We start from the raw sequence: 24,353 nt of genomic DNA, 5'->3' as shown, positions 1-24,353 counted from the left end.
CAAGCTGCAACCTCTTCCCCAGAACGGAGTATCGATGTCGCGCCCCTTCATTCTTCTCGGTGACAAGACCAGCCATGGCGGCGTCGTGATCAGCGCATCGGAAAGCAGCGATTGCGATGGCAAGGGAATCGCCCGGCTCGGTGACCGGGTGACCTGCCCGAAGAAAGGACATGGACGAGTCACGACGATCGTGACGGGCGATCTGACGGCGCTGATCGACGGACGTCCGGCCGCACGTCATGGCGACAAGACCGCGTGCGGCGCAACGCTGATCGCCAGCCAATCGCTGACCACCGACTAACTCTCGCCCTCAATCAAGAACAATGCTGGCTGTTGCTTCAAGAGTCCTGCTCACTGCCCTGCTGACATTTGTACTGGTCTGGGCGTTGGTGCTCGGCTGGTGGCAGGCGAACGAGTTCGCTCCGACGACGAGCGACCTTCTCCTCTGTCTGGGCGCACTGCCCCTGCTGCTGGTAGCAAGTTTCTGGCTTCTCCGTGGCTTCATCGAGCATCTCAAGAATCCCGCCTCTCCCGCTGCAGCGCCCCCTGGAAATCCCGATGCCGGCGCCGAGTCGTCGGCCACATGCCGCAGCGATGCCGTCGATCGCCTCGCGGAATTGCGGCTTCTCGGCGTTTCGGTCGTCGCGTCGGCGGGAAACTCTGCCGAGGAGTTGCTGGCTGCGGTCGTCGCCGGTGACCGGCCGAAGCTCGACCCGACGCTGCGCAGTGATGAAGGCTTCCCGATCTTCACTGCACGGGTGAGCGATCTGACTCCTGAGGTGCTCGCCGATATCGAGGCGGAGTCCGGGACGGCCGGAGGGATCCACAGTGCGAGTCCGGAGCAACTCCGCGCACTCGCGCTCGTAGACAAGGTACTCCCGTCGGCACTGGCGCAAGCAAGCGAATTTCTCCAGCAATGGACCATGCCAGCCACGCTTGAGCTCTTGTGGCTGATTCCGGAATCCGTGGCCGCCGCGGGTCCGGAACGCCTCGCAGCGTGGCTGAACAAACGGCATTTGCGTGCATTTCCCCATGAACATGAATTGCACCTCAAGCCCGTCGCGGACGAGTCCGAGACGCTACGAGCGCTGGACGAGCTGATCCTGCGCGTAGGACGTGACGACACACCGCCCACGCTTCATCTCGTGCTCGGTGCAACCTCGCATATCGGCGAGGCCACCACCGAAAGCTGGAACGCCGAGAAGCGCCTCTTCTCTGCAAACAACCAGCCCGGCCAAATCCCGGGTGAAGCTGCGGCCTGCCTACTGCTGGCTTCTCCCCGAACACCCGTCGCCGCAAACTGCGAGGTCGCAACGACGCTGAGTCGAGTGAACGCGGCTCGACGCGACAAGCCGGCCGATGCGCGCGGTCGGGTCAGCGGACATCCCCTTGCGACCCTGATCGACGACCTCCTCGCGCATCGCAAGCTCGTCGCGTCCGACGTCCGCTCGCTGCTCGCCGACAGCGATCACCGCGATACGCGAATCGGCGAATTGCATGCAGCGCTGGACGATCGTTTCGAAGCGATCGACCCGATCGAGGACTGTCATCCGGTCGGCACGGTCTGTGGAACGGTTTCGCCGATCGCGTCGTTGATCGTCCTGGCCTGCGCTCACTCCAAGGCCCAATCCGCCGACGGTCCCGTGGTGTACGTCAGCAACCAGGACCCGATCGCACGTGCCGCCATGCTCATCACCCCGTTCTTCCCCCCGCCCGCTTCCGAAAGCGCTCCATCCTGACTCCGCGAAACACTGAATCGATCCCATGTTTTCCATTCGCTCCTTCCTGACTGACTCCCGCTTCCTTTCGTTCGTCGGCATTGGCGCGGCCGTAGCGTTCTTCTTCCTGGGCGCCAAGACGCTGAAGGTCGCGCTCTTCTGGGCGGCACTGGCAAGCGGCCTGGTCGTGCTCGCGTGGCTTGCGGTCTGGGCATTCCAGCGGTGGCGAGCCTCGAAGGCTTCCGATGCGATCGGCAGGATGCTGGACGAACAGGGCGTGGCCGCGGCTTCGGCCAAGCACGCCGCGACCGAAGCGGATATCGCGACGTTGCGCGCGCGACTGCAAGAGGCGATCCGAACAATCCGTACGTCGAAGCTCGGCCAGACGGCCGGCTCCGCAGCGCTGTACGAGCTCCCGTGGTACATCACGATCGGAAACCCGGCCGCAGGGAAGAGCAGCGCGATCATCAACTCGGGGCTCAAGTTTCCGTTCGACGATGGCGGCGCGCCTAACGTCCGGGGAATCGGCGGCACCCGCAACTGCGACTGGTTCTTCACGACGGGCGGCATCCTCCTCGATACCGCCGGCCGCTACTCCGTGTATGAAGACGACCGCGACGAGTGGCTGGGATTCCTGGATCTGCTGCGCAAGCACCGGCCGCGCGCGCCCATCAACGGCATCATCGTGACCGTCAGCATCGGAGAGCTGATCGGCAATCCCCCCGCGTTCGCAATCGGACTGGCGAAAAATCTGCGGCAGCGGATTCAGGAGCTGACCGAAAGACTCCGTGTCTTTGCCCCGGTCTACGTGATGTTTTCCAAGGCGGACCTGATCCCGGGATTCCATGAATTCTTCCAGGATGTGGACTGGAACGAACGCGACCGCGTGTGGGGAGCGACTTTCCCCTACGAAGCACAGCCGCGAAATGATCTCGTCGCGCAATTCGATGCGCGCTTCGACGAGCTGTACGAAGGACTGCGGGCGCTCAGTGTGGCGCTGCTGTCGCAGACGAGCGGAGAACGCTGCGCTCCTGGACTGTTGACCTTCCCGTCCGAATTCGCGTCGGTCAAACCGGCGTTGCGCGCCTTTGTTGCCACCCTGTTCGAGGAAAACCCGTTCCAGTTCCAACCTGTCTTTCGCGGTTTCTACATCACCTCCGCGCTGCAGAGTGGCGAAACGCGGCCGCTGTCGGACACGCGTGTCGTCCGGCGGTTCGGCCTCGAAGGCGACGGGCCGATGCCCGTGCGCACGGCGTCCAACCACGGCTTCTTTCTCAAGGATCTCTTTGCCCGGGTGATCTTCGCGGACCGCAACCTCGTGCGCCAATACGCCAGCCGGGAAAGCGTCCGGCTGCGCCTGGCCTTCATCGCCACCAGCCTGGCAATGCTGGGGCTCGCGCTCGGGGCGTGGGGCTGGTCCTACATGAACAACCGCGAACTGGTTGCCAACGTGGAGCAAGACCTGATCAAGATCGTCCATGTCCAGGAAGGGCGCCAGGACCTGCAATCACGCATGGAGGCCTTGGAGATCCTTCAGGACCGCCTCGAACAACTCGAACGTTTCAACGATAGCCACCCGATTTCGCTCGGCCTCGGCCTTTATCAGGGAGAGCTTGTCGCTGACAAGCTCAGGCATGAGCTCTTTGCCGGCGTCGAGGGCGTCATGTTGAAACCCGTAAAGGAAAACCTCGAACGCTTCCTCGCGGATGTGAACCAACATGCGGAGGAACTGAAGGCGCACGAGCTCAACAGCGCCCCATCCATCGAAGCAGCGAACCGTCCGTACACCGAAGCGGTTCCGACCAACGTCGAAGATGCGTATAACGCATTGAAGACCTACCTGATGCTCGCGAACCGCGAGCACGTCGAGGTCGGCCATCTCTCTGATCAGGTGACGCGCTTCTGGCGGAGTTGGCTCGAAGCAAACCGCGGTGCGATGAGCCGGGAACAGATGATCCGCAGCGGCGAGCGCATCCTGTCCGCCTATCTGGCACACGTCAACGCCGCCGACTGGCCGACGATCACGAACAACCTCGCGATCGTGGACCAGGCCCGCGATAACCTTCGCAACGTAGTGCGCGGAATGCCCGCTGCGGAACGCGTCTATGCCGACATCAAGGCCCGCGCCTCGACCCGCTTCCCGCCGATTTCGGTCGCAAACACCGTCGGACCGGACAATGCAAATCTGGTGGCCGGCAGCCATGTGGTATCGGGAGCATTTACCCTGGAGGCGTGGCGCGAATATGTGGAAGGCGCGATCAAGGATGCTGCGACGGGCGAGCAGAACAGCACCGACTGGGTTCTGAGGACTGCCGCCCGCGACGATTTGACGCTCGAAGGCAGCCCCGAGCAGATCCAGAAATCCCTCGTGGCGATGTACAAGGCCGATTACGCCGAAGAGTGGAAGCGATTCGTGCAGGGCGTGACGATTGCCGAGTTCGAAACCTTGCCGGACGCGACGGCGGCGATGAACCGCCTCGGCGACCCGCAGCATTCGCCGATCGGAACGCTGCTGAAGCTCATCTTCGGTCAGACTTCATGGGATAACCCATCCATTGCGAACGTGGGCATCGAACGCGCCCAGACCGGCTTCATCGAATGGTTCAAGCGTTCGATCCTGCGCATGGCGCCCAGCCCGGTGCAACTCGACGTCAACGTGAGTGCCGCCAAACTCGAAGTCCCGATGGGTCCGATCGGCCGGGAGTTTGCCGGCCTGGGCCGCTTAATGATGCCGCGCGACGGCAGCGATCCACTGATCAACATCTACCTGAAACAGCTGGGCCAAGTCCGCACTCGGCTCAATCAATTGAAGAACCAGGGCGATCCGGGCCCCGGCGCGACCAAGCTCATGCGGGCGACGCTCGACGGTGGCGAATCCGAGTTCGCGGATACCCTTCGGCTCGTCGACGAGCAGATGCTGACCGGTCTGCCAGACGATCAGCGCACCGTCTTACGACCGCTACTGGTCCGTCCGATTGTGCAGACCTTCCATGCACTCGTAAAGCCGGCCGAACAGGAGGTGAACAAGACCTGGCAGGCGCAGGTTGTCGAACCGTTCAACCAGAAACTCGCCATCAAGTACCCCTTCGCGTCATCGGCCGGCATCGAAGCGACACCAACGGAAATCGGACAGATCTTCGGTCCTGAAGGCGCGATCGCGAAGTTCGTCGATGCATCGCTCGGAACGCTCGTCGTCCGCCGCGGCAACACGGTGGCGCCGCGTACTTGGGGCGATATCGGACTGACGCTGCGTCCCGAATTCGTCGCGGGATTCGCGCGATGGGTCGGCCCGCTGGAAGGCGCGGCGTCGAACGATGGCGGCGGCACTCAGCCGCAAACGGTGTTCATGCTGCTGCCGCACCCCTCGCCCGGCACCACCGAGTACAGCGTCGAAATCGACGGGCAAAAGCTGCTCTATCGCAACGGTGTCGCGCAGTGGTCGAATTTCGTCTGGCCCAATCCTGCAGGGGTTCCCGGAGCGCGCATCACTGCAACGACTTTCGACGGACGCGTGGTCGAGATCGTGAACATTGCGGGACGCTTCGGTCTCGAGAAGCTGATCAACTCGGCACAACGTACCCGCAAGCCCGATGGCAGCTTCCAGCTCACGTGGTCGAACGACAATACGACGATCAGCGTGGATCTTCGCGTCGTGAGCAATCCGCAGGCACGGGCCGGCGACGGCAACGCCGCCAACGAACGGGGTTTCGCGGGGCTGCGCCTGCCGGAGGAGGTGGTCGGCGATCCCGCCGGCAGTGCCGCGCCCGCCGCAGTCGCCGTTGCCGGCAACGGCCCGGCTACGCGTTAAAGGTCAGAACGTCAATGTCCGCTACCTGCTTCGGCAAGATCCCTTCGCGTGGCGATTTCGTGAAGGGAACCGGCCAACACCAGTTAATCGAAGTGCTCGATCGCTGGATGTCCGCCGGGATGGAACTACTATCGACGGATCCCGCCTGGAAGATCGCGTACGATCGGGCGCCCGCCTTTGACTTCGCATTCGTCGGGGCCCGCAACCGGGTCTCGGTGATCGGCCATTTGCGGCCGAGCTGGGACGCCTCCGGGAGACGCTTTCCGTTCATCGCTTCGGCGGCGATCGAGCGGGACGACAGCTTGATGTTTCGCTGCGGCCCGGCCGGGCTCCTGCACTCCTTCGGCGAGCTCGGCATGGCGGCGGAAAGGGCGACCGACGGCGCCGACATTGGCGCGGTCATGCAATCGCTCGACGCACTCGATTGTGCTGCAGCTGTCGACAAGGCACTGCGCGAGGACCCGCTGGGGCACTATGTGCGCCGCACGACCCTGGCCGACTTCACATCGTCCCTTTCGCCGGCACAATCGCCGGAGGCGGTGCGCCGCACCATCCTCGCCGTCGGCATCCTGCTCCGGCCGGTACTCGGCAATCCAGCGCTGGCGATCGAGAAAGGGCTGAGCATGCCGCTGCCCCATGCCCCGAAGCAGCGCTACCTGGCTGCCGGACTGTGGCTGTATCTCGTAACAGCGTTGCTGCGCAAGACGGCCATCGAGATTCAGGTGCTGATCTCCCGCGATGCGCGCTCACCGCGCCTCACCATCGGCTTCAATGGCGCATCGGCACACACCCTGCTGGCTGCGCTGTCCCCTGCCCTTGCCCCAGAAACGACCGTGGCACTCGACGACCCCGAGTGGATCGACGAGCACCCGGACCTGACTCACGACTACGGCGTCGCCAAACTCGCCTCCTACCTTGCTCAACCATCGCTGACGTTGGAAGCCGCGCTGAATACGTTCAGGGAAGTTTTCCTCGGGGAATGACCATGCCAATTTCGATGCGCTGCCTCGTCGCCGCCGCCGTCGCCTTGAACGTTTTTTCCGCCCACGCCCTTGCCGAGCCTGTCCCCGGCGGACAGGTCGTCGTTTCCGGGGCCGTTCCGGATGAGGCTTCGCGCGCAGCAATACTCGCTCGAATGCGCGAACTCTATGGCGCTTCCGCGGTGGTGGATCGCATGGAAGTGACCAACGTCGTCGCGCCTCCGAACTGGGGCAGCTACATGGGAAAACTGCTTCAGTCGGACCTGAAGCAGGTGCATCAGGGAGAATTGCAGGTCACGGGAACGCAGGTGACGCTGAAGGGGCGTGTCGCCAACGACGGACTGCGCCAGCAGGTCGCGGCCAATGCCGCCAACGCCCTCAATCCGACTTACACCGTGACCAATGCACTGGTCGTCGGCAACGGAGGGCAATCGCTCCTGGACAAGACGTTGTCGAACCGCGTGGTGGAATTCGAGCTCGGCGCGGCAACGCTGACTCCGGTGGGGACGGCGATCCTCGACGAGATGCTGGAGGCGATCCGGCAACTCAACAATCCGAAGCTGCAAGTCATCGGACATACCGACAGCACGGGGGATCGGGGGGCCAATGTTGCACTGAGCCTCGCCAGGGCCACGACAGTCCGAAACTACCTCATCGCCAAGGGGGTTTCGGCGGCGAGCTTGACGGCGGTCGGCGCCGGCCCGGATCGGCCGGCGAACTCCAACGACACCGTCGAAGGGCGGGCGAAGAATCGCCGGATCGAGTTCAGTTTGATGAATTGACGGGCGCCGCCGCGATGTGCCCGACTCCCGTCGGGGGCATCGCAAGATCGGCGCGGCCTTCGGTCAGTGACCCGATTCGCCCACGCCGGGGTCCACGCCGAGCAGTTCCTCGACGCGGAGCAATGCGCCGTCGTCCTTGACCACCGCACGCAGCCATTCGTGCAGCGACATGCTGCCCCATCGTGCGGCCTTGTCTGCGAGGTAGGCGACCGGGCTATGCGGCTCGGTCTGCCGGAAGAACGCTGCGATCTCCTGCAGTTGCCGAATGGCCTGCGCTCGCGACCAGATTCCTGCGACAGCAGGCGTCGCGACACCGCTGACGGCGGACGTCGGGGCGCTCGCGCGCCCGGCAACCGGGGCGGGCGCAACTTCGGCAGGCGCATCGGTCGCACCGGCCTCCCCTGCGTATCGCTTCATGCGCAGGCGGAAGTCGTCCAGCACATCAAGCACGGCAGCGAAGGAAGGCGATTCGCGGCCGAGGAAACGATCGAGCACCATCTGCAATAGGCGCACCTGTGCGCTCGCGAGTTCGGCATCGCGCACGCCGTCGACAAAATGCTGCGACGCCGTTTCGCGGCGTGCCGCCTCGAACTGAACAAGCGTTACCCTCGCTCCCAGGACAAGTTCGTCGGATTGCCCGGGATTGCGCTCGACGCTCTGGGCCAGGGCACGTGCCGATTCGAAATCGATGGTCGAATAATTTCCTTTCGGCGAGCAAGTCAGCAGGAACCCGCGCACGAGGCGGGTGGCCCGGTTGGCGAGCCACTCGAGGTTACCGATGCGCGGCTCCATGTCGTCGCCTTCCGCCTGCGGATGCAGGTGCTGCCAGTAGGCTTCGCACAGGCCCGCGAGCACGCGGAAACCCTCCGCCATTCCGGCAAGGCCCCGCGTCTTGGCAAGCGCCTCGACCATCCAAACGGCGACCCGCACATCCTTCGTCCGGCCGTAGAGCAGGTCTTCGCAAAGCCGGACCACGCGCGCCCAGTCCGCTTCCTTGTGCTCGGCGATCCACTCGCCCTGGGCGAGCGAGGGATCGTCGAACCGGCGCGCCTCGTTGATCTGGTCGAATTCGACGGAGAACATCATGTCGCTGCCGCACGGGGCTTCGCCGTCCAGCGGGCGAAGCAGCTCATCCAGATTCATAGCACTCTCGAATACGCAAAATACATATTCTAAACAATTCGAGAGTACCGGTCGCGCAGGTTTACGGTCGGGGACGCGCCTAAGGGGTCAGCCCTGCGTCGCCCCGCCGATGGAAAGCCTGCGTTCGCTGCGCGGGCGTGCCGGTGTCGGCTTTGCGCAGGGGAGGAACTTCCCGCGGCCGGGCTGGACTTGCGCATGCGGCGCCGACCATACGACTTCGCCGCGAGAAATCGTCATGCCCGGCCAGGCGCGCAGTTTCATGCCTTCGTACGGCGTGTAGTCGACGTTGTGATGGAGTTGCTCGTTCCGAATCGTCAGGTTGACGTCAGTGTCCCAGATTACGAGATCGGCGTCGGCGCCGACGGCGATGCTGCCCTTACGCGGATAGAGGCCGTAGAGCTTGGCGACGTTGGTGGAGGTGAGCGCGACGAAGCTTTGCGGCTCGATGCGGCCGGTGAGGACACCTTCGGAGAAGAGCAGCGCGAGGCGGGTTTCGAGGCCTGGGATGCCGTTCGGGATCTGGTCGAAGGAGGCGTTTTCGCCGGCGGCCTTCTTGCCTTGCGGGTCGTCGAAACGGAAGGGCGCGTGGTCGGACGAGAAGACCTGGAACACGCCGTTTTCCAAGCCGTCCCAGATCACCTGCTGGTTGGCCTTGTCGCGCGGCGGCGGGCTGCAAACGCATTTGGCGCCGTGGAAGTCGTCGCCGTCGAGATGCTCGCTCGTGAGGAAGAGGTATTGCGGGCAGGTCTCGCCGTACACCTGAAGTCCCCTGCCCTGTGCCCAGCGGATCTGTTCGACGGCCTCCTTGCCGGAGACGTGGACGATGAGGATCGGCACATCGACGAGCTCGGAGAGCGAGATCGCACGGTGGGTGGCTTCGCGCTCGACGAGCATGGGCCGCGACGCGGCGTGGAAGCGCGGCGCGGTGTGCCCGGCGGCGAGGAGTTGTTCGGTGAGCCAGGCGATGCAGTCGGTGTTCTCGGCGTGGATCATCACCAGCGCGCCCTCGCGCCGGGCTACGGCGAGCGTTTCGAGAATCTGGCGGTCGTTGAGCTTGAGATCGTCGTAGGTCATGTAGATCTTGAAGGAGGTGTAGCCTTCGGCGATCAGTTCGGGGAGTTCGCGCTGCAGCACGTCCGGTGTGGGGTCGCTGACGATCAGGTGGAAGGCGTAGTCGATGACCGCCTTGCCTTCGGCGCGGCGATGGTAGTCCTCGACGGCGGCGCGTAGCGACTGGCCCTTGAGCTGGCATGCAAAGGGGACCACGGTGGTCGTGCCCCCGCACGCCGCCGATACCGTCCCCGAGTGGAAGTCGTCGGCCATCTTGGTGCCGTCGGTCATCGGCTGGTCGAGGTGGCAGTGGCCGTCGATGCCGCCGGGCATGACGTAGCGGCCGGCGGCGTCGATCTCCTTGCGACCGGCGGGCAGGCCCCGGGCGAGCGAGACGATGACGCCGTCGCGGATACCGATGTCGCAGTCGAACTCGTCGGCGGCGGTGACGACGTGCGCGTTGCGCACGACCAGGTCAAGTTCTTCCATTGTCTTCTCCGGTGTCTGTCGGTGTCTTTGTGCGTTGCAGTCGCTATTATTGTCGACAATATAATCAAGTAATTTCGACATTTCAACCCATGAATGTGTAAATAGCCGACGCAGTACGTGCGTACCGCCAAGCACAGCGCCCCCTGCGATCGCCAACAATCCGGCGCAGCCACTGGCGACACAAGTGGATGGTTCCTTGCGCAAGCAGATCGCGGAAATTTAGAATCCCAGAACTCGGTCCTCACGGGCCGAAACACACTGAAGGGACAGGACAGATGCGAAAGAAGGCGGGCAAACAGGACGAACCCGTCGCTCAGGCTGGCGACGATCCGACGCAGCCTGCTGATGCGACAAGCAGCGACCAGGAAATCTATGAGCGCATCGTGACCGCGATCATGGAGCATCGTCTGCCGCCGGGCACCAAGCTTGGGGAGGACAAACTCGCCAAGATTTTCGGCGCAAGCCGCGCGCGCGTACGCCAGGTGCTGGCACGGCTTGCCCTTGAGCGTATCGTTGTCCTGCACCCCAATCGCGGGGCGTTCATCGCCGAGCCAACGGTGGAAGAAGCGCGAGAGGTTTTCGAGGTCCGCCAGCCACTGGAGGCGCTGGTCGTGCGGCGTGTCATCGACAAGGCCGACCCTCGGATCATTGCGCGCCTGCGCGAGCATGTGCAGGCAGAGGAGGACGCACGGGCGGCGCGGGACCGGCGGGCGATCATCCGGCTATCGGGGGAATACCACGTGCTGCTTGCCGAACTGTCGGGCAGTACGTTGGCGGCGCGGTTGATGCACGAACTGGCTTCCCTGACCTGTCTGATCATCTTCCTCTATGACGCGCCATCGGTGCCGGCATGTCGGGACCAGGAGCATGCCGAGATCACGCAGGCACTGGCTGATGGCAACGAAGCCGAGGCGATCCGACTGATGGCCGAGCACCTCGAACACGTCGAAGCCTGTCTCGATCTCAAGCGTGCCCGACCGGAAGAGCTAGACCTGGAAGCGGCGCTGGCCGGCTGACCCCCGGTCAGGAAAAGATCCGCTCCAGATCGTCGTCGTCCTGCGCCGCGAGGCCGATGTCGAGCGACTGTTCGACGTGATCCAGATGGTGCAGCATCAGGGCCGCTGCGCGCTCCCCGTCGCGCTGCGTGAAGGCCTCCAGCAGTTGGCGATGCTCGTCCTCCGGACAGGCGTGGCCGACGGGCGAATCGTAAAGCGTGATGATCAGGCAGGTAAGCAAGGTGAGCTCACGCATCTGCCGCGCGAGGATCGTATTGCCGGCCATCTCGGCGATCTCCAGGTGGAATTCGCCGGATAGCTTGATGACCTGCTGCCGGTCGCGTATGGCGCGCGCCTTCTCTTCAGCAACGACCAGCTGACGCAGCCGCGCGAGCTGTGCCGACGTCGCCCCGGCTGCGAGCTTACGGGCCAGTGCGGGCTCGATCAGCCGCCGCGCTTCGAAGACTTCACGTGCCTCCCCCACCGTCGGTTCGGCAACGAACGCGCCGCGGTTGGGAATCAGCGTCACCACCATTTCGTGCGACAGCCGCGTCAGCACCTGGCGGATCATCGCCCGGCTCGCACCGAAGACCGCTGCCAGCCGTTCCTCAACCAATTTGCGCCCAGGCGCGAGGCGGTGCTCGATGATCGCCGCAAGGATGCGCCGGTAGATCGCCTCCACGTCGGCACCGGCCGCCGCACGCGTCCGTCGTTCGGTGGCAAGGCGGACGACCTTTCCGTCCCGCGGCGAGTTGGCACGCAGCGACGAACTATCCTGAAGTGAGTGTCTGGTTTTCATGTTGCCTCTGCCATCCATCGGCGATGTTATTTGTTGGCTAACTATAAACTTTTTTGTCGACAATTTGTTGACTTCATGTCGGCGATGATCCTATATTAAGTCACACAACGGTGCCGACGCTTTTCCGGATGACGACCTACCCGGTCGACAAACCAAGAAATGATCGACAACGAAAAAAGCAAAAAAGGCATGCGGCCGCAGTCAGGGACCGCTGCGACGAAAGTCAGCAACATGCGTACTTGGAAGCGCCGGTCCGGCGGCATAGCCGGGTCGGAATCGCTACGAAAAATTCAAGCTGTGGAAAGGAGACACCACGTGAGAGCTGAAATCGCACTGGACCGGGCAGCAGCGGTCCCGGAAGTCCAAACGAAGGTCCGCTGGCGGATCTTCCTGATGATGTTGTTCCTCATCTCGATCAACTACATTGACCGCGCGTCGCTGTCGGTGGCGATGCCGCTGATTTCGAAGGAATTCGATATCGGACCGGCGGCGCAGGGGCTGCTGCTGAGTTCCTTCTTCTGGACCTACGCCTTCATGCAGATTCCCGGCGGCATGCTCGCCGACAAGTTCGGCCCTCGCCACGTGATCGCCGGCGCGACACTCGGCTGGGGCTTCTTTCAGGCGATTGCGGGGGTGTGCACCGGTTGGGTCGCTCTGCTGATCACCCGTCTGGGCCTGGGAGCGGCCGAAGCGCCAATTTACCCGGCGGGCGGCAAGCTCAATGCGATCTGGATGACGCAGAACGAGCGCGGTCGCGGTGCGACCCTGCTCGACGGCGGCGCTCCGCTGGGGGCGGCGCTGGGCGCAATCCTGATCTCGGGCCTGATCGCGATGGTCGGCTCGTGGCGAGCGTCCTTCGTGATCGCCGGCGTCGGCACCGTGCTCGCCGGGCTGTGGGCGTGGTCGTACATCCGCAACCATCCGCGCGAGCATCCGGCGGTGAACGACGCCGAGGCGGACTACATCGACGCGGCGCATGCAGCGGAATTGGCCGCCGCCCCCACCGTGACGAGCGGCAAGGTGATGGACTTCTTCCGCTACCGCTCGACTTGGGGCATGTTCTTCGGCTGGATGTGCTTCAACGCGCTGTTCTACGGTCTGCTGACCTGGATGCCGACCTATCTGTCGAAGCAGCATGGTTTTGACATCAAACAGATGGGCGGCGCCGTGTTCATCATGTTCTTCTCGGGCTTCGTCGGCGAACTGTTCGGCGGCTGGCTCGCGGACAAGTGGAAGGCCGCGGGCGCATCGCAGGGCAAGGTGCTGCGGACGCTGTTCGGCATCGCGTCGATCGTCGCCACCGCATCGATCTACAGCGTGGCGCAGATCACCGATCCGGTCACGGTCGTGGTGATGTTGTCGGTGACGCTGTTCTTCCTGCGCTGGTGCGGTCTGTTCTGGTGCATCCCGTCGATCCTCGGCACCCGCGCGCGAGTGGGCTTCCTCGGCGGCGTGATGAACCTCGGCGGTAACTGCGCAGGCATCGGCGTGCCGATCCTGGTCGGTGTGATCGTGCAGGCAACCGGTTCCTACTACCAGGCGTTGATGCTGTTCGCTGCCGCCGGCGCGGGGCTCTTCATCTGCTCGACGATGTTGATCAACTACGACAAGAAGATTCCGGTCTGATCTCCCCTCGGGGCTCCGCGGTGTTGCCTGCCCGGAGCCCCACCTCCAACAGCACATACCGAACTGCCATGACCAAACGCATCCGCCTGGGCGTGCTGACGCCCTCCTCCAATACCTCGCTCGAACCGCTGACGAGCGCGATCGTCGCCGAAGTGCCCGGCGTGTCGGCCCACTTTTCCCGCTTCACCGTGACCGAGATTTCGCTGAAGAACCAGGCGCTCGGCCAGTTCGACGACAGCAAGATCCTCGAAGCGGCCAAGCTCCTCGCCGATGCCCACGTCGATTCGATCGGCTGGAGCGGCACCTCCTCAGGCTGGCTCGGCTTCGAGCGCGACGTGCAGTTGTGCCGCCGTATCACCGAGGCGACCGGCATCCCGGCGACGACGTCGGTGCTCGCGCTGAACGAAATCCTCGAAAAGACCGGCACGCGCAAACTCGGTCTCGCCACGCCCTATGTACCGGACGTGCAGGCGCGTATCGTCAAGAATTACGCGGCACTCGGCGTCGAGGTGCCTGCCGAACAGCATCTCGGCATTTCGGTGAATTTCGACTTCGCCGAAGTCGCCGAAGACACGCTGCGCGCCATGGTCCGCGAAGTTGCGAAATCGCGGCCGGAGGCGATCACGACCTTCTGCACGAACCTTCGCGCTGCCCAACTCGCCGAGGAGCTCGAACGCGAAACCGGCATTCCGCTCTACGACACCGTGTCGACCGTCGTCTGGAAGCAGCTGCGGATGGCCGGCGTCGACACCCGCGCAATCAAGGGCTGGGGCCGCCTGTTCCAGGAAGTGGCCTGATCTGACCAAGGAAGGATGGACATGAAACTCCTGCTGCTGAACCCCAACACTTCCCAGAGCGTGACCGACCGCATCGCGAACGCGGCGATGGGCATCGCAAGTCCTGAAACCGAGCTGGTGACGGCGACCGCGCCGCGCGGCGTGCCCTACATCGCAACCCGCGCCGAGGCGGTGATCGGCGGTGCCGTGGCGCTCGAAATGCTCGCCGAGATGCACGCCGGCGTCGATGCGGCGATCATCGCGGCCTTCGGCGATCCGGGGCTCGGGGGCGCGCGCGAGCTGTTTCCGATTCCCGTGATCGGTCTGGCCGAGGCCGGAATGCTGACAGCGTGCATGCTGGGCAAGCGTTTTGCGATCGTAACCTTCTCGCACTCGCTCGAAGCCTGGTACCACGAGTGCATCGCGTGGCACGGGCTGCGCGAACGTTGCGCCGGGGTACGTGCGCTCGGCGGGAGCTTCCGTTCGATCTCGGACGTGCAGGACGAGAAGGAAGCGCTGCTGGTCGAACTCGCCAAACAGGCGATCGATCAGGACGGCGCCGACGTGGTGGTCCTCGCGGGCGCGCCGCTGGCAGGGCTCGCGCGGCGGGTGCGGGATCGCATCCCGGTGCCGGTGATAGACTGCGTCGAAGCGGCGGTCAAGCAGGCTGAGACGCTGGCTGCGCTGAACCCCAGGAAGGCCGAGAAAGGCAGCTTCGCACGCCCGGGCGCCAAACCCTGCATCGGCATCGCCGAGCCGCTGGCCCGCTGGATCAATCACGAATAACTCACGTCATCGAGGAGAAGCTCAGTGAAACTCGTCCGCTTTGGCGAACCGGGACAGGAACGCCCAGGCCTGATCGACGCCGACGGGAAGATTCGCGACCTGTCCGCTCATGTCGGGGATATCGACGGAGCCACACTCGGGTCGGCGGCCCTCGCGCAACTGCGCGGGCTGGATCAGCGCACGCTGCCGCTCGTGGCCGACGGCGTGCGCCTTGGTGCGCCGCTTGCCGGCATCGGCAAGGTCGTGTGCATCGGTCTCAACTACGCGGACCATGCGCGCGAGGCGAACCTGCCGCTTCCGCAGGAACCGATCATCTTCTTCAAGTCCCCCACTGCGGTGTGCGGCCCGAAGGATCCGATCATCATGCCCCCGGGATCGGAGAAAACGGACTGGGAGCTGGAACTGGTGGTCGTGATCGGTGCGACGGCGCGCAATGTATCGGAGGACAGGGCTCTCGATTACGTCGCCGGCTACACGATGGGGCTCGACATGTCCGAACGCTACTGGCAGATCGAGCGCGGCGGCCAGTGGAGCAAGGGCAAGTGCTTCGACACTTTCGCGCCGCTCGGGCCCTGGCTTGCGACGCCGGACGAGGTCGAGGCGCCGCGCGAGCTCGCGATGCAGCTCGCCGTGAATGAGCAGACCTGCCAGGACAGCAATACCGGGAACATGATCTTCAGCGTCGCGCAGATCCTCAGCTACCTGAGCGGCCTGATGACGCTGCTGCCTGGCGACGTGATCATGACCGGCACGCCGGCCGGCGTCGGCATGGGGATGCAGCCGCCGCGCTACCTGCGCGCGGCAGATCGCGTGTCCGCCTCGATTGCCGGATTGGGTCGGCAGGAACATGTCGTCAAGGCCGGGTAATCCGCCCTACTCCCGGCGGCCCACGCGGTCGCCGGGCTCTCACTGCCGCGGTGGCGACATACAATAGCGCCCACTCAAAAACGGACGCCCCCGCCATGCCGCGCTTCAAACACGTCCTGTTCGACCTGGACGGTACGCTGATCGACTCGGCCCCCGCGATTCTCGCGAGCTACCGCGACGCCTTCGCCAGCGCCGGACGCACGCCTGCGATCGCCATCGACGAATCGATCGTCGGCCCGCCGCTGCTCGAAACGCTGCAGTTGCTCACCGGCAGCACCGACGCCGCATTGATCGCGGAACTCGCCTCGCACTTCAAGGCGAGCTACGACACCTCCGGCTATCGGGCGACGTCCGCCTACGCCGGCGTCGGCGAAATGCTGGCGCGACTGACGGCGAGCGGATGTCGGCTCGCAATCGCGACGAACAAGCGCCTGCATCCTACGCGCCTGATTCTCGAGCATCTCGGCTGGAGCGGCTATTTCGGCGCCGTCTACGCGCTCGACATGTTCGAGCCGCGACTACCCGACAAGGCGGCGATGATCGCCCGCCTGCTCGCCGACCATTGCATCGAGCGCGACAATGCCGTCTACATCGGCGACCGCAGCGAGGACGGGGAGTCGGCCGACGCCAACGACTTGCCCTTCCTGGCTGCGACCTGGGGATACGGCAGCCTCGAGCCGTCGGAAATGGCCTCGCACTGGCGCGCCTTCGCGAGCCCGACCGAACTGGCGGATTCGCTCGTCGCCGACTGAAGGGCAAAGACGGTCCGGGAGCAAGCGAGTTGCCCTCCTCCCCGGCCGTGGACTACGTTGAAGGATCGCAGACGGAGTCAGGCGGACGCAGCAATGTGGCAAACGCATGAAGTCTTCAACCAGGTCCCGCCCCGCACAGGCAATTTTTTTGCGAGCGACGCGGCCTTGCAGGAAGCAGTCGTGCGCGAAGGCGCCGATTGGCATGCCGAGGCGCTGAGCGCGCAGGGCGAGACGCTGGGAAGCGCGGAGACCGAGCGGCTTGCCGAACTCGCGAATCGCCACGTCCCGGCACTCGTACCCTTCGATCGCAACGGGCTGCGCATCGACAGCGTCGAGTTCCATCCGGCATGGACGCAGTTGCTGGCGATGCTGTACGCCGATGGCGTGCACAGTTCGGCGTGGTTCGAGCCGCGCGCCGGCGCCCATGTGGCCCGCGCGGCCTCCTTCTACCTGCACGGGCAGGCCGAAGCCGGCACGCTGTGCCCCGTGACGATGACCTTCGCGTCGATCCCCGTGCTGCGCCGGGATCCGGCGCTGTTCGGGATGCTGCGCGACAAGTTCGGCTCGCGCGACTACGACCCGGCCGATCAACCGATCGCCGGCAAACGTTCGGTCATGATCGGCATGGGCATGACGGAGAAACAGGGCGGATCCGACCTGCGCGGCATCACGACGCAGGCTCGGCCGACCGGAGCGGGAAGCCGCGAGTTCGCGATCGTCGGTCACAAGTGGTTCTTTTCGGTGCCGACCTGCGACGCGCACCTCGTCCTCGCACACGGCGGCGACATCCTCTCCTGCTTCTTCATGCCGCGTTGGCTGCCGGACGGCAGGCGCAACGCGATCCGCATCCAGCGCCTGAAGGACAAGCTCGGCAACCGCTCGAACGCCTCGGCGGAGGTCGAGTTCCAGGACGCGATCGGTTTCCTCGTCGGTGATGAGGGGCGGGGGATTCCGACGATCATGGAGATGGCCGCCCAGACGCGGCTCGACTGCGTGCTGGGCAGTGCGGCGCTGATGCGGCGCGCGCTTGTCGAGGCGATCCATCACTGCCGGCATCGCACGGCCTTCGGACGCCTGCTTGCCGATCAGGCGCTGATGGGCAATGTCCTCGCGGATCTGGCGCTCGAAAGCGAGGCGGCGACGGCGCTGGGAATGCGTCTGGCGAAGGCGGTCGAATCGGACGCCGACCCTCTCCAACGCGCCTACAAGCGTATCGTCACGCCGGCTGCAAAGTTCTGGGTGTGCAAGCGGGCGATCCAGCTGACGGCCGAGTGCATGGAAGCCTGGGGCGGAAACGGCTATGTCGAGGATGCGCCGATGGCCCGGCTTTATCGCGAAGCGCCGGTCAATTCGATCTGGGAAGGCTCGGGCAACGTGATGTGCCTGGATGTGCTACGCGCCGCCGCCCGGGAGCCGGACGCGCTACAGGCGCTGCTTCAGGATCTCGGCCAGGCAGCAGGCGACGAACCGGCGCTCAAGGACGCGCTCGCGGAACTGACGCGTCTGACTAGTGCACCGGCCGAGGCCGAATGGCACGCGCGGCATCTTGCGACGCAGCTTGTACTGCTCGTGCAGGCCGTCCTGCTGCGGCGCCATGCACCGGCGTGGGTGGCGGAGGAGTTCATCGTGAGCCGCCTCGCGGCGCGTCGCGGACAAGTCTCCGGCCTGCTGGCCCGCCCCCAGGTGGCGACGATGATGCTCCAGCGGGCGCTACCGAGTTAAGCGGTCCTCGACCTCGCGGAACGGCAGGTGGGTGTTCGCCTCGTCACGATACGCGGCGATGCCGCCCTTTTGCCGCTCCAGGTGCGGCGCGATCAGCCGCCGCATCTCCATGTCCGGAATCCAGTGTGCGGAGCGCACGATCTGTGGCGTGAAGCCGCGCGCGATCTTGTGCTCTCCCCCTGCACCCGGCTCGAAGCGCGTGAGGCCGTTGCGCAGGCAGTAGTCGATGCCCTGGTAGAAGCAGAGCTCGAAATGCAGGCTGTCCACCTGCCGCCGCGCGCCCCAGTAGCGTCCGAACAAGGTGTCGTCGCTGCGAAAGCATAGCGAGACCGCGATGGGCAACTCACCATCGCTTGCCGTGAAGACCACCATGCGGTCGCCCAGCGTCTTCGCGAGCTCGGTGAAGCATTCCGCGCTGAAGGCGGCGAAATTGCCGAAGCGGTCGAAGGTCGACTTGTACAGCGCATGCAGTGCCGGCCACTCCTTTGCACGGATTTCGTGCCCGTGCCGGACGTCGATGCGCAGGCCGGACTGCCCTGCCCGCCGACGCTCGGCGCGCACCTTCCGACGCTTTTCGGCGGAGAAGGATTGCAGGAAACCGTCGAAATCGCCGAAGCCCGCGTCGGTCCACTGGAACTGCACGTCGTGGCTGACGAGCAGCCCGCCTTCTTCGAACGTTGCGATGTCCGCAGGCGACGCGAGCGCCGCATGCCAGGTCGAAAACCCGTTTTCGGCAACGATTTCGCGCGCTGCATGGACGAGCGCCTTGCGGACCTCGTCGCCGTTCGCGCAGCGCTTCGAAACCAGGAGCCGCGGTCCCGCGACCGGCGTATAGGGGAGCCCGGACAGCAGCCGCGGATAGTAGCGACGCCCGAAGCGCTCCCACACGGAGCTCCAACTCCAGTCGTAGATGAAGTCGCCATGCGAATGCGTCTTTAGATAGAGCGGCAGCAGGCCGACATCGGCGCCGTCCTGCGTCGCCACCAGATGCAAGGGCTGCCAGCCCGACTCGGGCGCGGCAACTCCGCGCTCCTCGACGATACGGAGGAAATCCGCGTTGAGGAAAGGATGGCCGGGCTCGCCGATGTCGCTCCAGGTGTCCCGCGAAAGCTCGGCGGCGCCGCTGGCGATACGGATCTTCAACTCGCTCATGGGAATATGGATTACAAAGGATCGCCGGTTCGACAGCGGCATCGTCAAACGTTCCGGCGCTGACAGCCCAAACGCCCCGAGTTGCAGAAATAAAAAGTCTCTTCCACTATCGGACATACCTCACGCAGTGGCCTCATTGGCCGGCCTATCCTATTACTAAAGCAATAATGCCGCACGGACGCGCTTTTGCCTTCCGGCTCCGGCAGGGGAGGCCCAAAAATGTCCCGGGACCAGGCGAGCGAGCCCTCCTATTTTCTATCCACCCTGACAGCGACGAAGGGACAACGCAGGTTGGCCAGCGTGATCGTGGCGCTGTCACTGGTCGGCTTCGTCGTGATTGCGCCATTTGCCGGAACTCCGCTGGGCGCAGGCGAAGCCTTCATCCCGGCCTATCAATCGTCGCTGGTGGTCCTCGATCTGATCACGGTGGCCTTGCTGCTCAACCAGTATTCGTCCTTTAGCGCCCCGTCGTTGTTGGTGCTCGCAAGCGGATATCTGTTCACTGCAATCACGACCGTCGTCCACATGCTCACCTTTCCGGGCCTGTTTTCGCCCACCGGCCTGCTCGGCTCCGGCCCGCAAACCACAGCCTGGCTCTACATGTTCTGGCACGGCGGTTTTCCGCTGTGCGTGACGACATATGCATTGATGAAACGTCGGGAGACCCATCCGCCCCATCCGACGACGCGCTTGCCGGTCTTCGTATCGACAGCCTTTGCGATCGTGCTGACGGTCGTCACGGGCATCAGCGTGCTCGCGATCCGCGGCGGGTCCCTCTTGCCCCCGATCATGGCGGGCTCGCAATACACACCCGCGATGACCACGGTGGTCTCCACGGTGTGGCTGCTCAGCGCAGTTGCGCTGCTGACACTCTGGCTCCACAAACCACACGCAGTACTCGATCTGTGGTTGATGGTCACGATGTGCGCCTGGCTGATCGACGTCGCGCTATCGGCGCTCCTCAACCACGGACGCTTCGACCTCGGCTTTTACGCCGGCCGCATCTACGGGCTGTTCGCTGCGAGCTTCGTATTATTGGTCCTGCTGGCCGAAAGCGGCATGCTTTACAAGAGGCTGGTGCGGCTCACGCTGATGCTTCAGCGGCTGACGACCCAGGACGCGCTGACGGGCATCGCCAACCGTCGCGCCTTCGACCGTGCACTCGATCTGGAATGGCACCTTGCGATGCGAAGCGGCCTGCCGCTTTCCCTGCTGATGCTCGACGTCGATCACTTCAAGGCCTTCAACGACACCTACGGTCACGTCGAAGGCGACAAATGCCTGAAGACGGTCGCGAACACGCTGCAAGCCTCGATCACCCGCGCACCCGACCTGGTCGCACGCTACGGCGGCGAGGAGTTCGTGATCCTCCTCCCCCAGACGAGCGTCGAGGCGGCGGGCGGGATTGCCGAAAGGATACGCGACGCGATCGCCACCCTCGCGATTCCGAACCGGCGCTCGGACACCGGGCACGTCACCGTGAGCGTCGGGGTCGCGTGTGTCCGGTCCGCCTGGATCGAGACCGAACGCAATCACGTCCACACCGTCCCCGCCGGAGGCGTGCTGCTGGTCGAGATGGCCGACCGGCTCCTGTATCAGGCCAAATCATCCGGACGGAACAGGGTCGTGATCGGTTCTTGCGAACCCCAACCCGAAGTCGATGCCGCCGATGATGCCGTGCAGATACCGCCGCCTTCGCCTCCATGACTCCCCGGCGAAGACGGCGGCTTCGGCGCGCGGCGTGGCATTCAATACGGCGTCCGCGACCCGTCCGGCCAGACGTTCCAGGTGGCCACTCCACCCGGCCAGGGACGCAGATTGAGGCTACCCTCGCCCCAGTATTGGCCATCGACATAGATCGAGCCGCCGCGCACTTCGGCCATCTCCTCGCGGTCCAGTTCCTCGGTCACGGACAAGTCTTCGATGATCAGCGTTGCCATTGCAGTTCTCCTTGCTTTCATTTGGATGATTCGGATCGAGCATCTACAGCACTCGGAGGAGATAAGCGCAAACGGCGTGCCAACCTTCCGTTTACCCGAAAACCCGCATGGATACTGAAGCCAGCTGGGGGGCGGAATCGGCCGGTGGTGGAGGCGGCCCAACAGGCGGCCGGATGGCGTTGGGGCGCAGGAGACAATCTCGTCGCCCAGTGGCCGTCAAATCCGCTCCAAGCAGATCGCGATCCCCTGCCCGCCCCCGATGCACAAGGAGACCACGGCCTTCGACTGCCCCGTGCGATGCAGCGCATGGGCGACCTTCGTGATCAGGATCGCACCGCTCGCGCCGATCGGATGGCCATGCGCGATCGCGCCCCCGTCCACGTTGAAGCGCGCCGGATCAATGTCCAGCTCGGACTGCACGACGAGTGCGACGGCCGCGAAAGCCTCGTTGACCTCGAAGCGGTCGACCTCGTCGATCCGCCAGCCGGCCGCATCGAGTGCCTTGCGGATCGACGGAACCGGGCCAAGGCCGAACATCCCCGGCTCCACGCCGGCGAGCCCGACACCGCGGATCGCAAGCATCGGCTGCAGGCCGAAGTCGTGCGCCGCCGAGCGCTCGCTGACGATCATCGCCGCCGCGCCCGCGTTCACGCCCGGCGCGTTGCCGGCGGTGATCGTCCCGTCCGCACGGAAGGCCGGCTGCAGACGCGTGAGCGATTCGATCGTCGTGTCCGGCCGATTGCCCTCGTCCACCGCGAACTCGATGGATCCCTTCTTCGAGGGCAGCACGAGCGGCTCGATCTCCGCCGCGAAGTAGCCGGCGGACTGCGCCGCAGCAAAGCGCCGCTGGCTGCGTGCCGCGTAGGCGTCCTGGGCCTCGCGCGTCAGACCGAATTTCCGCACGAGGTCTTCCGTGTGCCAGCCGGAATGCTGCCCCGAGAACGCGTCGTGCAGGCCATCGAGCAGTATCGAGTCGACGACCTGGGCATCACCCATCCGCCCGCCGAAGCGCATCGCCGGGAGCAGGTAGGGCGCGCGGTCCATGTTTTCCACACCACCGGCAATCACGCAGCGCGACATGCCTGCGCGAATCTCCGCGAAGGCCGTCACGACCGCTTGCGCACCGGAGCCGCACACGCGATTGACCGTCATCGCCGGAGTCGCAACCGGCACTCCGCCCCCGACCGCAGCCTGGCGCGCGACGTTCATGCCGTTGCCGGCCTGGATGACGTTGCCCAGCACGACCGAATCGACAAGCGCCGGATCGACGCCGGAGCGCCGCAACGTCGCGCCGACCACGTGAGCGCCGAGCGCGCTCGCCGGCACATCCTTGAGACTCCCGCCGAAACGCCCGATCGCGCTTCGCACCGGGGCCGAGATCACGATTTCCCTGTCCATCGTCCCACTCCTGTCCTTAGGCCGCATCTGCATGAAGAGCGGCAGCGCCTGTTGCGTACCGGGCCGCTGCATGTCGCAGCGACAAGCGGGGGGCGAGGTTCAGCCGCATCGCGCTGTAGGCATTCCACTCCCCGACGTCCGGCAGGGACGGAATCGTCACCGCCTCGCCGAGATCCAGGCCTGCCAGCGCCGCATCGACCATCTCGTCAACGTCCATCAGCATGTCCTGCGGTAGGCTCGCAATGTCGGTGCCCGAACGCTCCCAGATCTCGGTACGCGTCGCCCCCGGCAAGACCGCCTGAACCCTGACGCCCTGCCTGCCCAACTCCTGCTGCATCGCGAGCGTCAGATTGAGGACATATGCCTTCGTCGCGCTATAGACGCCATTGAAAAGTTCCGGCGCCAGCGCGAGCACGGATGCGATGTTGACGATCGTCCCGGTCCCGCGCGACGCGAAAGCCGTGGCGGCGGCGCCGGCGAGATGCGTCACCGCCAGCACGTTCAGACCGATCATTGCTTCGAGCGCACGGTGGTCGGCTCCCGCCAGCGGCCCCTTGGCCGACATGCCCGCGTTGTTCACCAGCATCGAGATTGCCTCGTCGCTGCGTAGCCGATGGGCAACGCGCTCGAGATCCGATGCGACGGTAAGGTCCGCCCCGAGGACCTCGACGTGGACGCCCGTCTCGCGCCTCAGCCGTGTCGCCACCGCGTCGAGGCGCGCCTCGTCACGCGCCACCAGCAACAGGTCGAACCCGCGCCGTGCCAGGCGGTCGGCGTAGGTCGCCCCGATGCCCGACGATGCCCCCGTAACCAGTGCAATGCCGCTTCCGTTGTGCTCATTCATGTTCAGACTCCGGGTTGAGGATTCAGCTCGCGCGGCTGGGTCGCCACGACTTTTAAATGATGGTCGTCATCATTGAGTTTTAGATTACGCTCATCATCTATAATGTCAACCGTTCAAACTCGATCAGGAATCCGGACAAGTGAAAGTCAGCCGAGAACAGGCCGCGGAAAACCGGCAACGCGTGGTCGAGATCGCAGCGAAGCTGTTTCGTGAACGCGGGCTGGACGGGATCGGCGTCGCCGACCTGATGAAAAGCGCGGGACTTACGCACGGGGGCTTCTACGGCCACTTCGGCTCGAAGGAAGACCTGATGGCCGAAGCTTGCACGCGTGCCATGGAAGGATCGCTGTCGACCTGGCGCGAGCGAATCGACGCCGCGCCGGAGAAGCCGCTCGCGGCGGTCGCGGAACTCTACCTATCGACCGCCCACTGCCAACAAGCGGGAGATGGATGCGCCCTGGCGGCGCTGGGCTCGGAAGCCTCCCGCCATGCGCCGCCGGTGCGTCACGCGCTGACCGAAGGACTGCGCGAACTCATCGAGTTGCTCACAACCATCGTGCCCGGGCGATCGAAGGCCGCCCGACGCGAGCGAGCCCTGGCGACCTTCGCGAGCATGGTCGGCGCGATCGTGCTCGCGCGAAGCGCGGACGATCCGGCTCTCGGCGAAGAAATCCTGCGTTCGGTGTCGGCGTCGATCCTCGGATCGCACTGACGCCACCGGCCATG

At 64.8% G+C, this 24,353-nt stretch carries 21 protein-coding genes; 14 read left to right on the top strand and 7 right to left on the bottom strand.

The window, feature by feature from the left end; genetic code table 11:
- Window positions 1-34: 34 nt before the first annotated feature.
- From AZKH_RS08625 to AZKH_RS08605, 5 genes are read left to right on the top strand one after another with little or no spacing between them, the layout of a single operon-like run.
- Complete coding sequence (locus AZKH_RS08625) at window positions 35-301, top strand: PAAR domain-containing protein (RefSeq protein WP_015435368.1); 267 nt, start codon at window positions 35-37, stop codon at window positions 299-301.
- Between the two features lie 22 nt (window positions 302-323).
- Window positions 324-1,739 (top strand): hypothetical protein, encoded by a 1,416-nt coding sequence (locus tag AZKH_RS08620; RefSeq protein ID WP_015435367.1) that lies wholly within the window; start codon window positions 324-326, stop codon window positions 1,737-1,739.
- A gap of 25 nt (window positions 1,740-1,764) precedes the next feature.
- Complete coding sequence (gene tssM / locus AZKH_RS08615; RefSeq protein ID WP_015435366.1) at window positions 1,765-5,526, top strand: type VI secretion system membrane subunit TssM; 3,762 nt, start codon at window positions 1,765-1,767, stop codon at window positions 5,524-5,526.
- A gap of 14 nt (window positions 5,527-5,540) precedes the next feature.
- On the top strand, window positions 5,541-6,509 hold the full coding sequence (gene tagF, locus AZKH_RS08610; protein WP_015435365.1) for a type VI secretion system-associated protein TagF: 969 nt from the start codon (window positions 5,541-5,543) through the stop codon (window positions 6,507-6,509).
- Window positions 6,510-6,511: 2 nt separating this feature from the next.
- The gene (locus AZKH_RS08605) at window positions 6,512-7,288 is read left to right on the top strand and encodes an OmpA family protein (RefSeq protein WP_231874492.1); all 777 of its coding nucleotides are present in this window, start codon (window positions 6,512-6,514) and stop codon (window positions 7,286-7,288) included.
- Window positions 7,289-7,351: 63 nt separating this feature from the next.
- Here AZKH_RS08605 and tssA read toward each other — a convergent pair whose 3' ends face one another.
- Both tssA and hydA read right to left on the bottom strand, forming a co-directional pair.
- Window positions 7,352-8,431 carry a type VI secretion system protein TssA gene (gene tssA, locus AZKH_RS08600; protein WP_015435363.1) on the bottom strand — a complete coding sequence of 360 codons (1,080 nt, stop codon included), beginning with the start codon at window positions 8,429-8,431 and terminating at the stop codon, window positions 7,352-7,354.
- 87 nt (window positions 8,432-8,518) lie between these two features.
- Entirely contained in the window at window positions 8,519-9,970 is a 1,452-nt protein-coding gene (gene hydA, locus AZKH_RS08595) for a dihydropyrimidinase (RefSeq protein WP_015435362.1), read from the bottom strand.
- A 275-nt stretch (window positions 9,971-10,245) separates the two neighbouring features.
- On the opposite strand from hydA, the gene AZKH_RS08590 reads away from it, so the two are divergent.
- The gene (locus AZKH_RS08590) at window positions 10,246-10,986 is read left to right on the top strand and encodes a GntR family transcriptional regulator (RefSeq protein ID WP_015435361.1); all 741 of its coding nucleotides are present in this window, start codon (window positions 10,246-10,248) and stop codon (window positions 10,984-10,986) included.
- Window positions 10,987-10,993: 7 nt separating this feature from the next.
- Here the strand turns inward: AZKH_RS08590 and AZKH_RS08585 are convergent, their stop codons facing one another.
- On the bottom strand, window positions 10,994-11,764 hold the full coding sequence (locus AZKH_RS08585; RefSeq protein WP_197538758.1) for a GntR family transcriptional regulator: 771 nt from the start codon (window positions 11,762-11,764) through the stop codon (window positions 10,994-10,996).
- A gap of 315 nt (window positions 11,765-12,079) precedes the next feature.
- On the opposite strand from AZKH_RS08585, the gene AZKH_RS08580 reads away from it, so the two are divergent.
- The 6 genes from AZKH_RS08580 to AZKH_RS08555 all read left to right on the top strand — a co-directional run bounded on the left by AZKH_RS08580 (window position 12,080) and on the right by AZKH_RS08555 (window position 18,293).
- Window positions 12,080-13,390 (top strand): MFS transporter, encoded by a 1,311-nt coding sequence (locus tag AZKH_RS08580; protein WP_172642460.1) that lies wholly within the window; start codon window positions 12,080-12,082, stop codon window positions 13,388-13,390.
- 68 nt (window positions 13,391-13,458) lie between these two features.
- Entirely contained in the window at window positions 13,459-14,187 is a 729-nt protein-coding gene (locus tag AZKH_RS08575; protein WP_015435358.1) for an aspartate/glutamate racemase family protein, read from the top strand.
- 21 nt (window positions 14,188-14,208) lie between these two features.
- Window positions 14,209-14,952 carry an aspartate/glutamate racemase family protein gene (locus tag AZKH_RS08570; protein WP_041657115.1) on the top strand — a complete coding sequence of 248 codons (744 nt, stop codon included), beginning with the start codon at window positions 14,209-14,211 and terminating at the stop codon, window positions 14,950-14,952.
- 24 nt (window positions 14,953-14,976) lie between these two features.
- Entirely contained in the window at window positions 14,977-15,819 is an 843-nt protein-coding gene (locus tag AZKH_RS08565; protein WP_015435356.1) for a fumarylacetoacetate hydrolase family protein, read from the top strand.
- Window positions 15,820-15,914: 95 nt separating this feature from the next.
- Window positions 15,915-16,571: an HAD family hydrolase gene (locus AZKH_RS08560; protein WP_015435355.1), complete on the top strand. Its 657-nt coding sequence runs from the start codon at window positions 15,915-15,917 to the stop codon at window positions 16,569-16,571.
- Window positions 16,572-16,664: 93 nt separating this feature from the next.
- Window positions 16,665-18,293, top strand: a complete 1,629-nt coding sequence (locus tag AZKH_RS08555) for an isovaleryl-CoA dehydrogenase (protein WP_015435354.1) — start codon at window positions 16,665-16,667, stop codon at window positions 18,291-18,293.
- Here the strand turns inward: AZKH_RS08555 and AZKH_RS08550 are convergent.
- The gene (locus tag AZKH_RS08550; RefSeq protein ID WP_015435353.1) at window positions 18,282-19,445 is read right to left on the bottom strand and encodes a GNAT family N-acetyltransferase; all 1,164 of its coding nucleotides are present in this window, start codon (window positions 19,443-19,445) and stop codon (window positions 18,282-18,284) included. The two genes, AZKH_RS08555 and AZKH_RS08550, sit on opposite strands and share 12 nt — an antisense overlap.
- Before the next feature lie 219 nt (window positions 19,446-19,664).
- On the opposite strand from AZKH_RS08550, the gene AZKH_RS08545 reads away from it, so the two are divergent.
- Window positions 19,665-21,152 carry a sensor domain-containing diguanylate cyclase gene (locus tag AZKH_RS08545; RefSeq protein ID WP_015435352.1) on the top strand — a complete coding sequence of 496 codons (1,488 nt, stop codon included), beginning with the start codon at window positions 19,665-19,667 and terminating at the stop codon, window positions 21,150-21,152.
- A 41-nt stretch (window positions 21,153-21,193) separates the two neighbouring features.
- Here the strand turns inward: AZKH_RS08545 and AZKH_RS08540 are convergent, their stop codons facing one another.
- From AZKH_RS08540 to AZKH_RS08530, 3 genes are all read right to left on the bottom strand, one after another.
- Entirely contained in the window at window positions 21,194-21,385 is a 192-nt protein-coding gene (locus tag AZKH_RS08540) for a hypothetical protein (RefSeq protein ID WP_015435351.1), read from the bottom strand.
- Between the two features lie 216 nt (window positions 21,386-21,601).
- Window positions 21,602-22,783 (bottom strand): thiolase family protein, encoded by a 1,182-nt coding sequence (locus AZKH_RS08535; protein WP_015435350.1) that lies wholly within the window; start codon window positions 22,781-22,783, stop codon window positions 21,602-21,604.
- A gap of 16 nt (window positions 22,784-22,799) precedes the next feature.
- Entirely contained in the window at window positions 22,800-23,627 is an 828-nt protein-coding gene (locus AZKH_RS08530; protein ID WP_015435349.1) for an SDR family oxidoreductase, read from the bottom strand.
- 139 nt (window positions 23,628-23,766) lie between these two features.
- Between AZKH_RS08530 and AZKH_RS08525 the strand changes: the two genes are divergently transcribed.
- Window positions 23,767-24,339, top strand: coding sequence for a TetR/AcrR family transcriptional regulator (locus AZKH_RS08525; protein WP_015435348.1), 573 nt, complete (start codon window positions 23,767-23,769; stop codon window positions 24,337-24,339).
- The last annotated feature ends 14 nt before the right edge of the window (window positions 24,340-24,353 follow it).

It is taken from the genome of Azoarcus sp. KH32C, from assembly GCF_000349945.1.
GTDB lineage: Bacteria > Pseudomonadota > Gammaproteobacteria > Burkholderiales > Rhodocyclaceae > Aromatoleum.
Note: the sequence above shows the minus strand (reverse complement) of the source record. Positions and strands in the feature narration are given on the sequence as shown.

Coding starts and splice junctions, on each gene's coding strand:
- tssA (WP_015435363.1), bottom strand. CDS start 8,431: ATGAATCTGGATGAGCTGCTTCGCCCGCTGGACGGCGAAGCCCCGTGC.
- AZKH_RS08560 (WP_015435355.1), top strand. CDS start 15,915: ATGCCGCGCTTCAAACACGTCCTGTTCGACCTGGACGGTACGCTGATC.
- AZKH_RS08570 (WP_041657115.1), top strand. CDS start 14,209: ATGAAACTCCTGCTGCTGAACCCCAACACTTCCCAGAGCGTGACCGAC.
- tssM (WP_015435366.1), top strand. CDS start 1,765: ATGTTTTCCATTCGCTCCTTCCTGACTGACTCCCGCTTCCTTTCGTTC.
- hydA (WP_015435362.1), bottom strand. CDS start 9,970: ATGGAAGAACTTGACCTGGTCGTGCGCAACGCGCACGTCGTCACCGCC.
- AZKH_RS08590 (WP_015435361.1), top strand. CDS start 10,246: ATGCGAAAGAAGGCGGGCAAACAGGACGAACCCGTCGCTCAGGCTGGC.
- AZKH_RS08535 (WP_015435350.1), bottom strand. CDS start 22,783: ATGGACAGGGAAATCGTGATCTCGGCCCCGGTGCGAAGCGCGATCGGG.
- AZKH_RS08575 (WP_015435358.1), top strand. CDS start 13,459: ATGACCAAACGCATCCGCCTGGGCGTGCTGACGCCCTCCTCCAATACC.
- AZKH_RS08550 (WP_015435353.1), bottom strand. CDS start 19,445: ATGAGCGAGTTGAAGATCCGTATCGCCAGCGGCGCCGCCGAGCTTTCG.
- tagF (WP_015435365.1), top strand. CDS start 5,541: ATGTCCGCTACCTGCTTCGGCAAGATCCCTTCGCGTGGCGATTTCGTG.
- AZKH_RS08555 (WP_015435354.1), top strand. CDS start 16,665: ATGTGGCAAACGCATGAAGTCTTCAACCAGGTCCCGCCCCGCACAGGC.
- AZKH_RS08530 (WP_015435349.1), bottom strand. CDS start 23,627: ATGAATGAGCACAACGGAAGCGGCATTGCACTGGTTACGGGGGCATCG.
- AZKH_RS08625 (WP_015435368.1), top strand. CDS start 35: ATGTCGCGCCCCTTCATTCTTCTCGGTGACAAGACCAGCCATGGCGGC.
- AZKH_RS08545 (WP_015435352.1), top strand. CDS start 19,665: ATGTCCCGGGACCAGGCGAGCGAGCCCTCCTATTTTCTATCCACCCTG.
- AZKH_RS08605 (WP_231874492.1), top strand. CDS start 6,512: ATGCCAATTTCGATGCGCTGCCTCGTCGCCGCCGCCGTCGCCTTGAAC.
- AZKH_RS08620 (WP_015435367.1), top strand. CDS start 324: ATGCTGGCTGTTGCTTCAAGAGTCCTGCTCACTGCCCTGCTGACATTT.
- AZKH_RS08585 (WP_197538758.1), bottom strand. CDS start 11,764: ATGAAAACCAGACACTCACTTCAGGATAGTTCGTCGCTGCGTGCCAAC.
- AZKH_RS08540 (WP_015435351.1), bottom strand. CDS start 21,385: ATGGCAACGCTGATCATCGAAGACTTGTCCGTGACCGAGGAACTGGAC.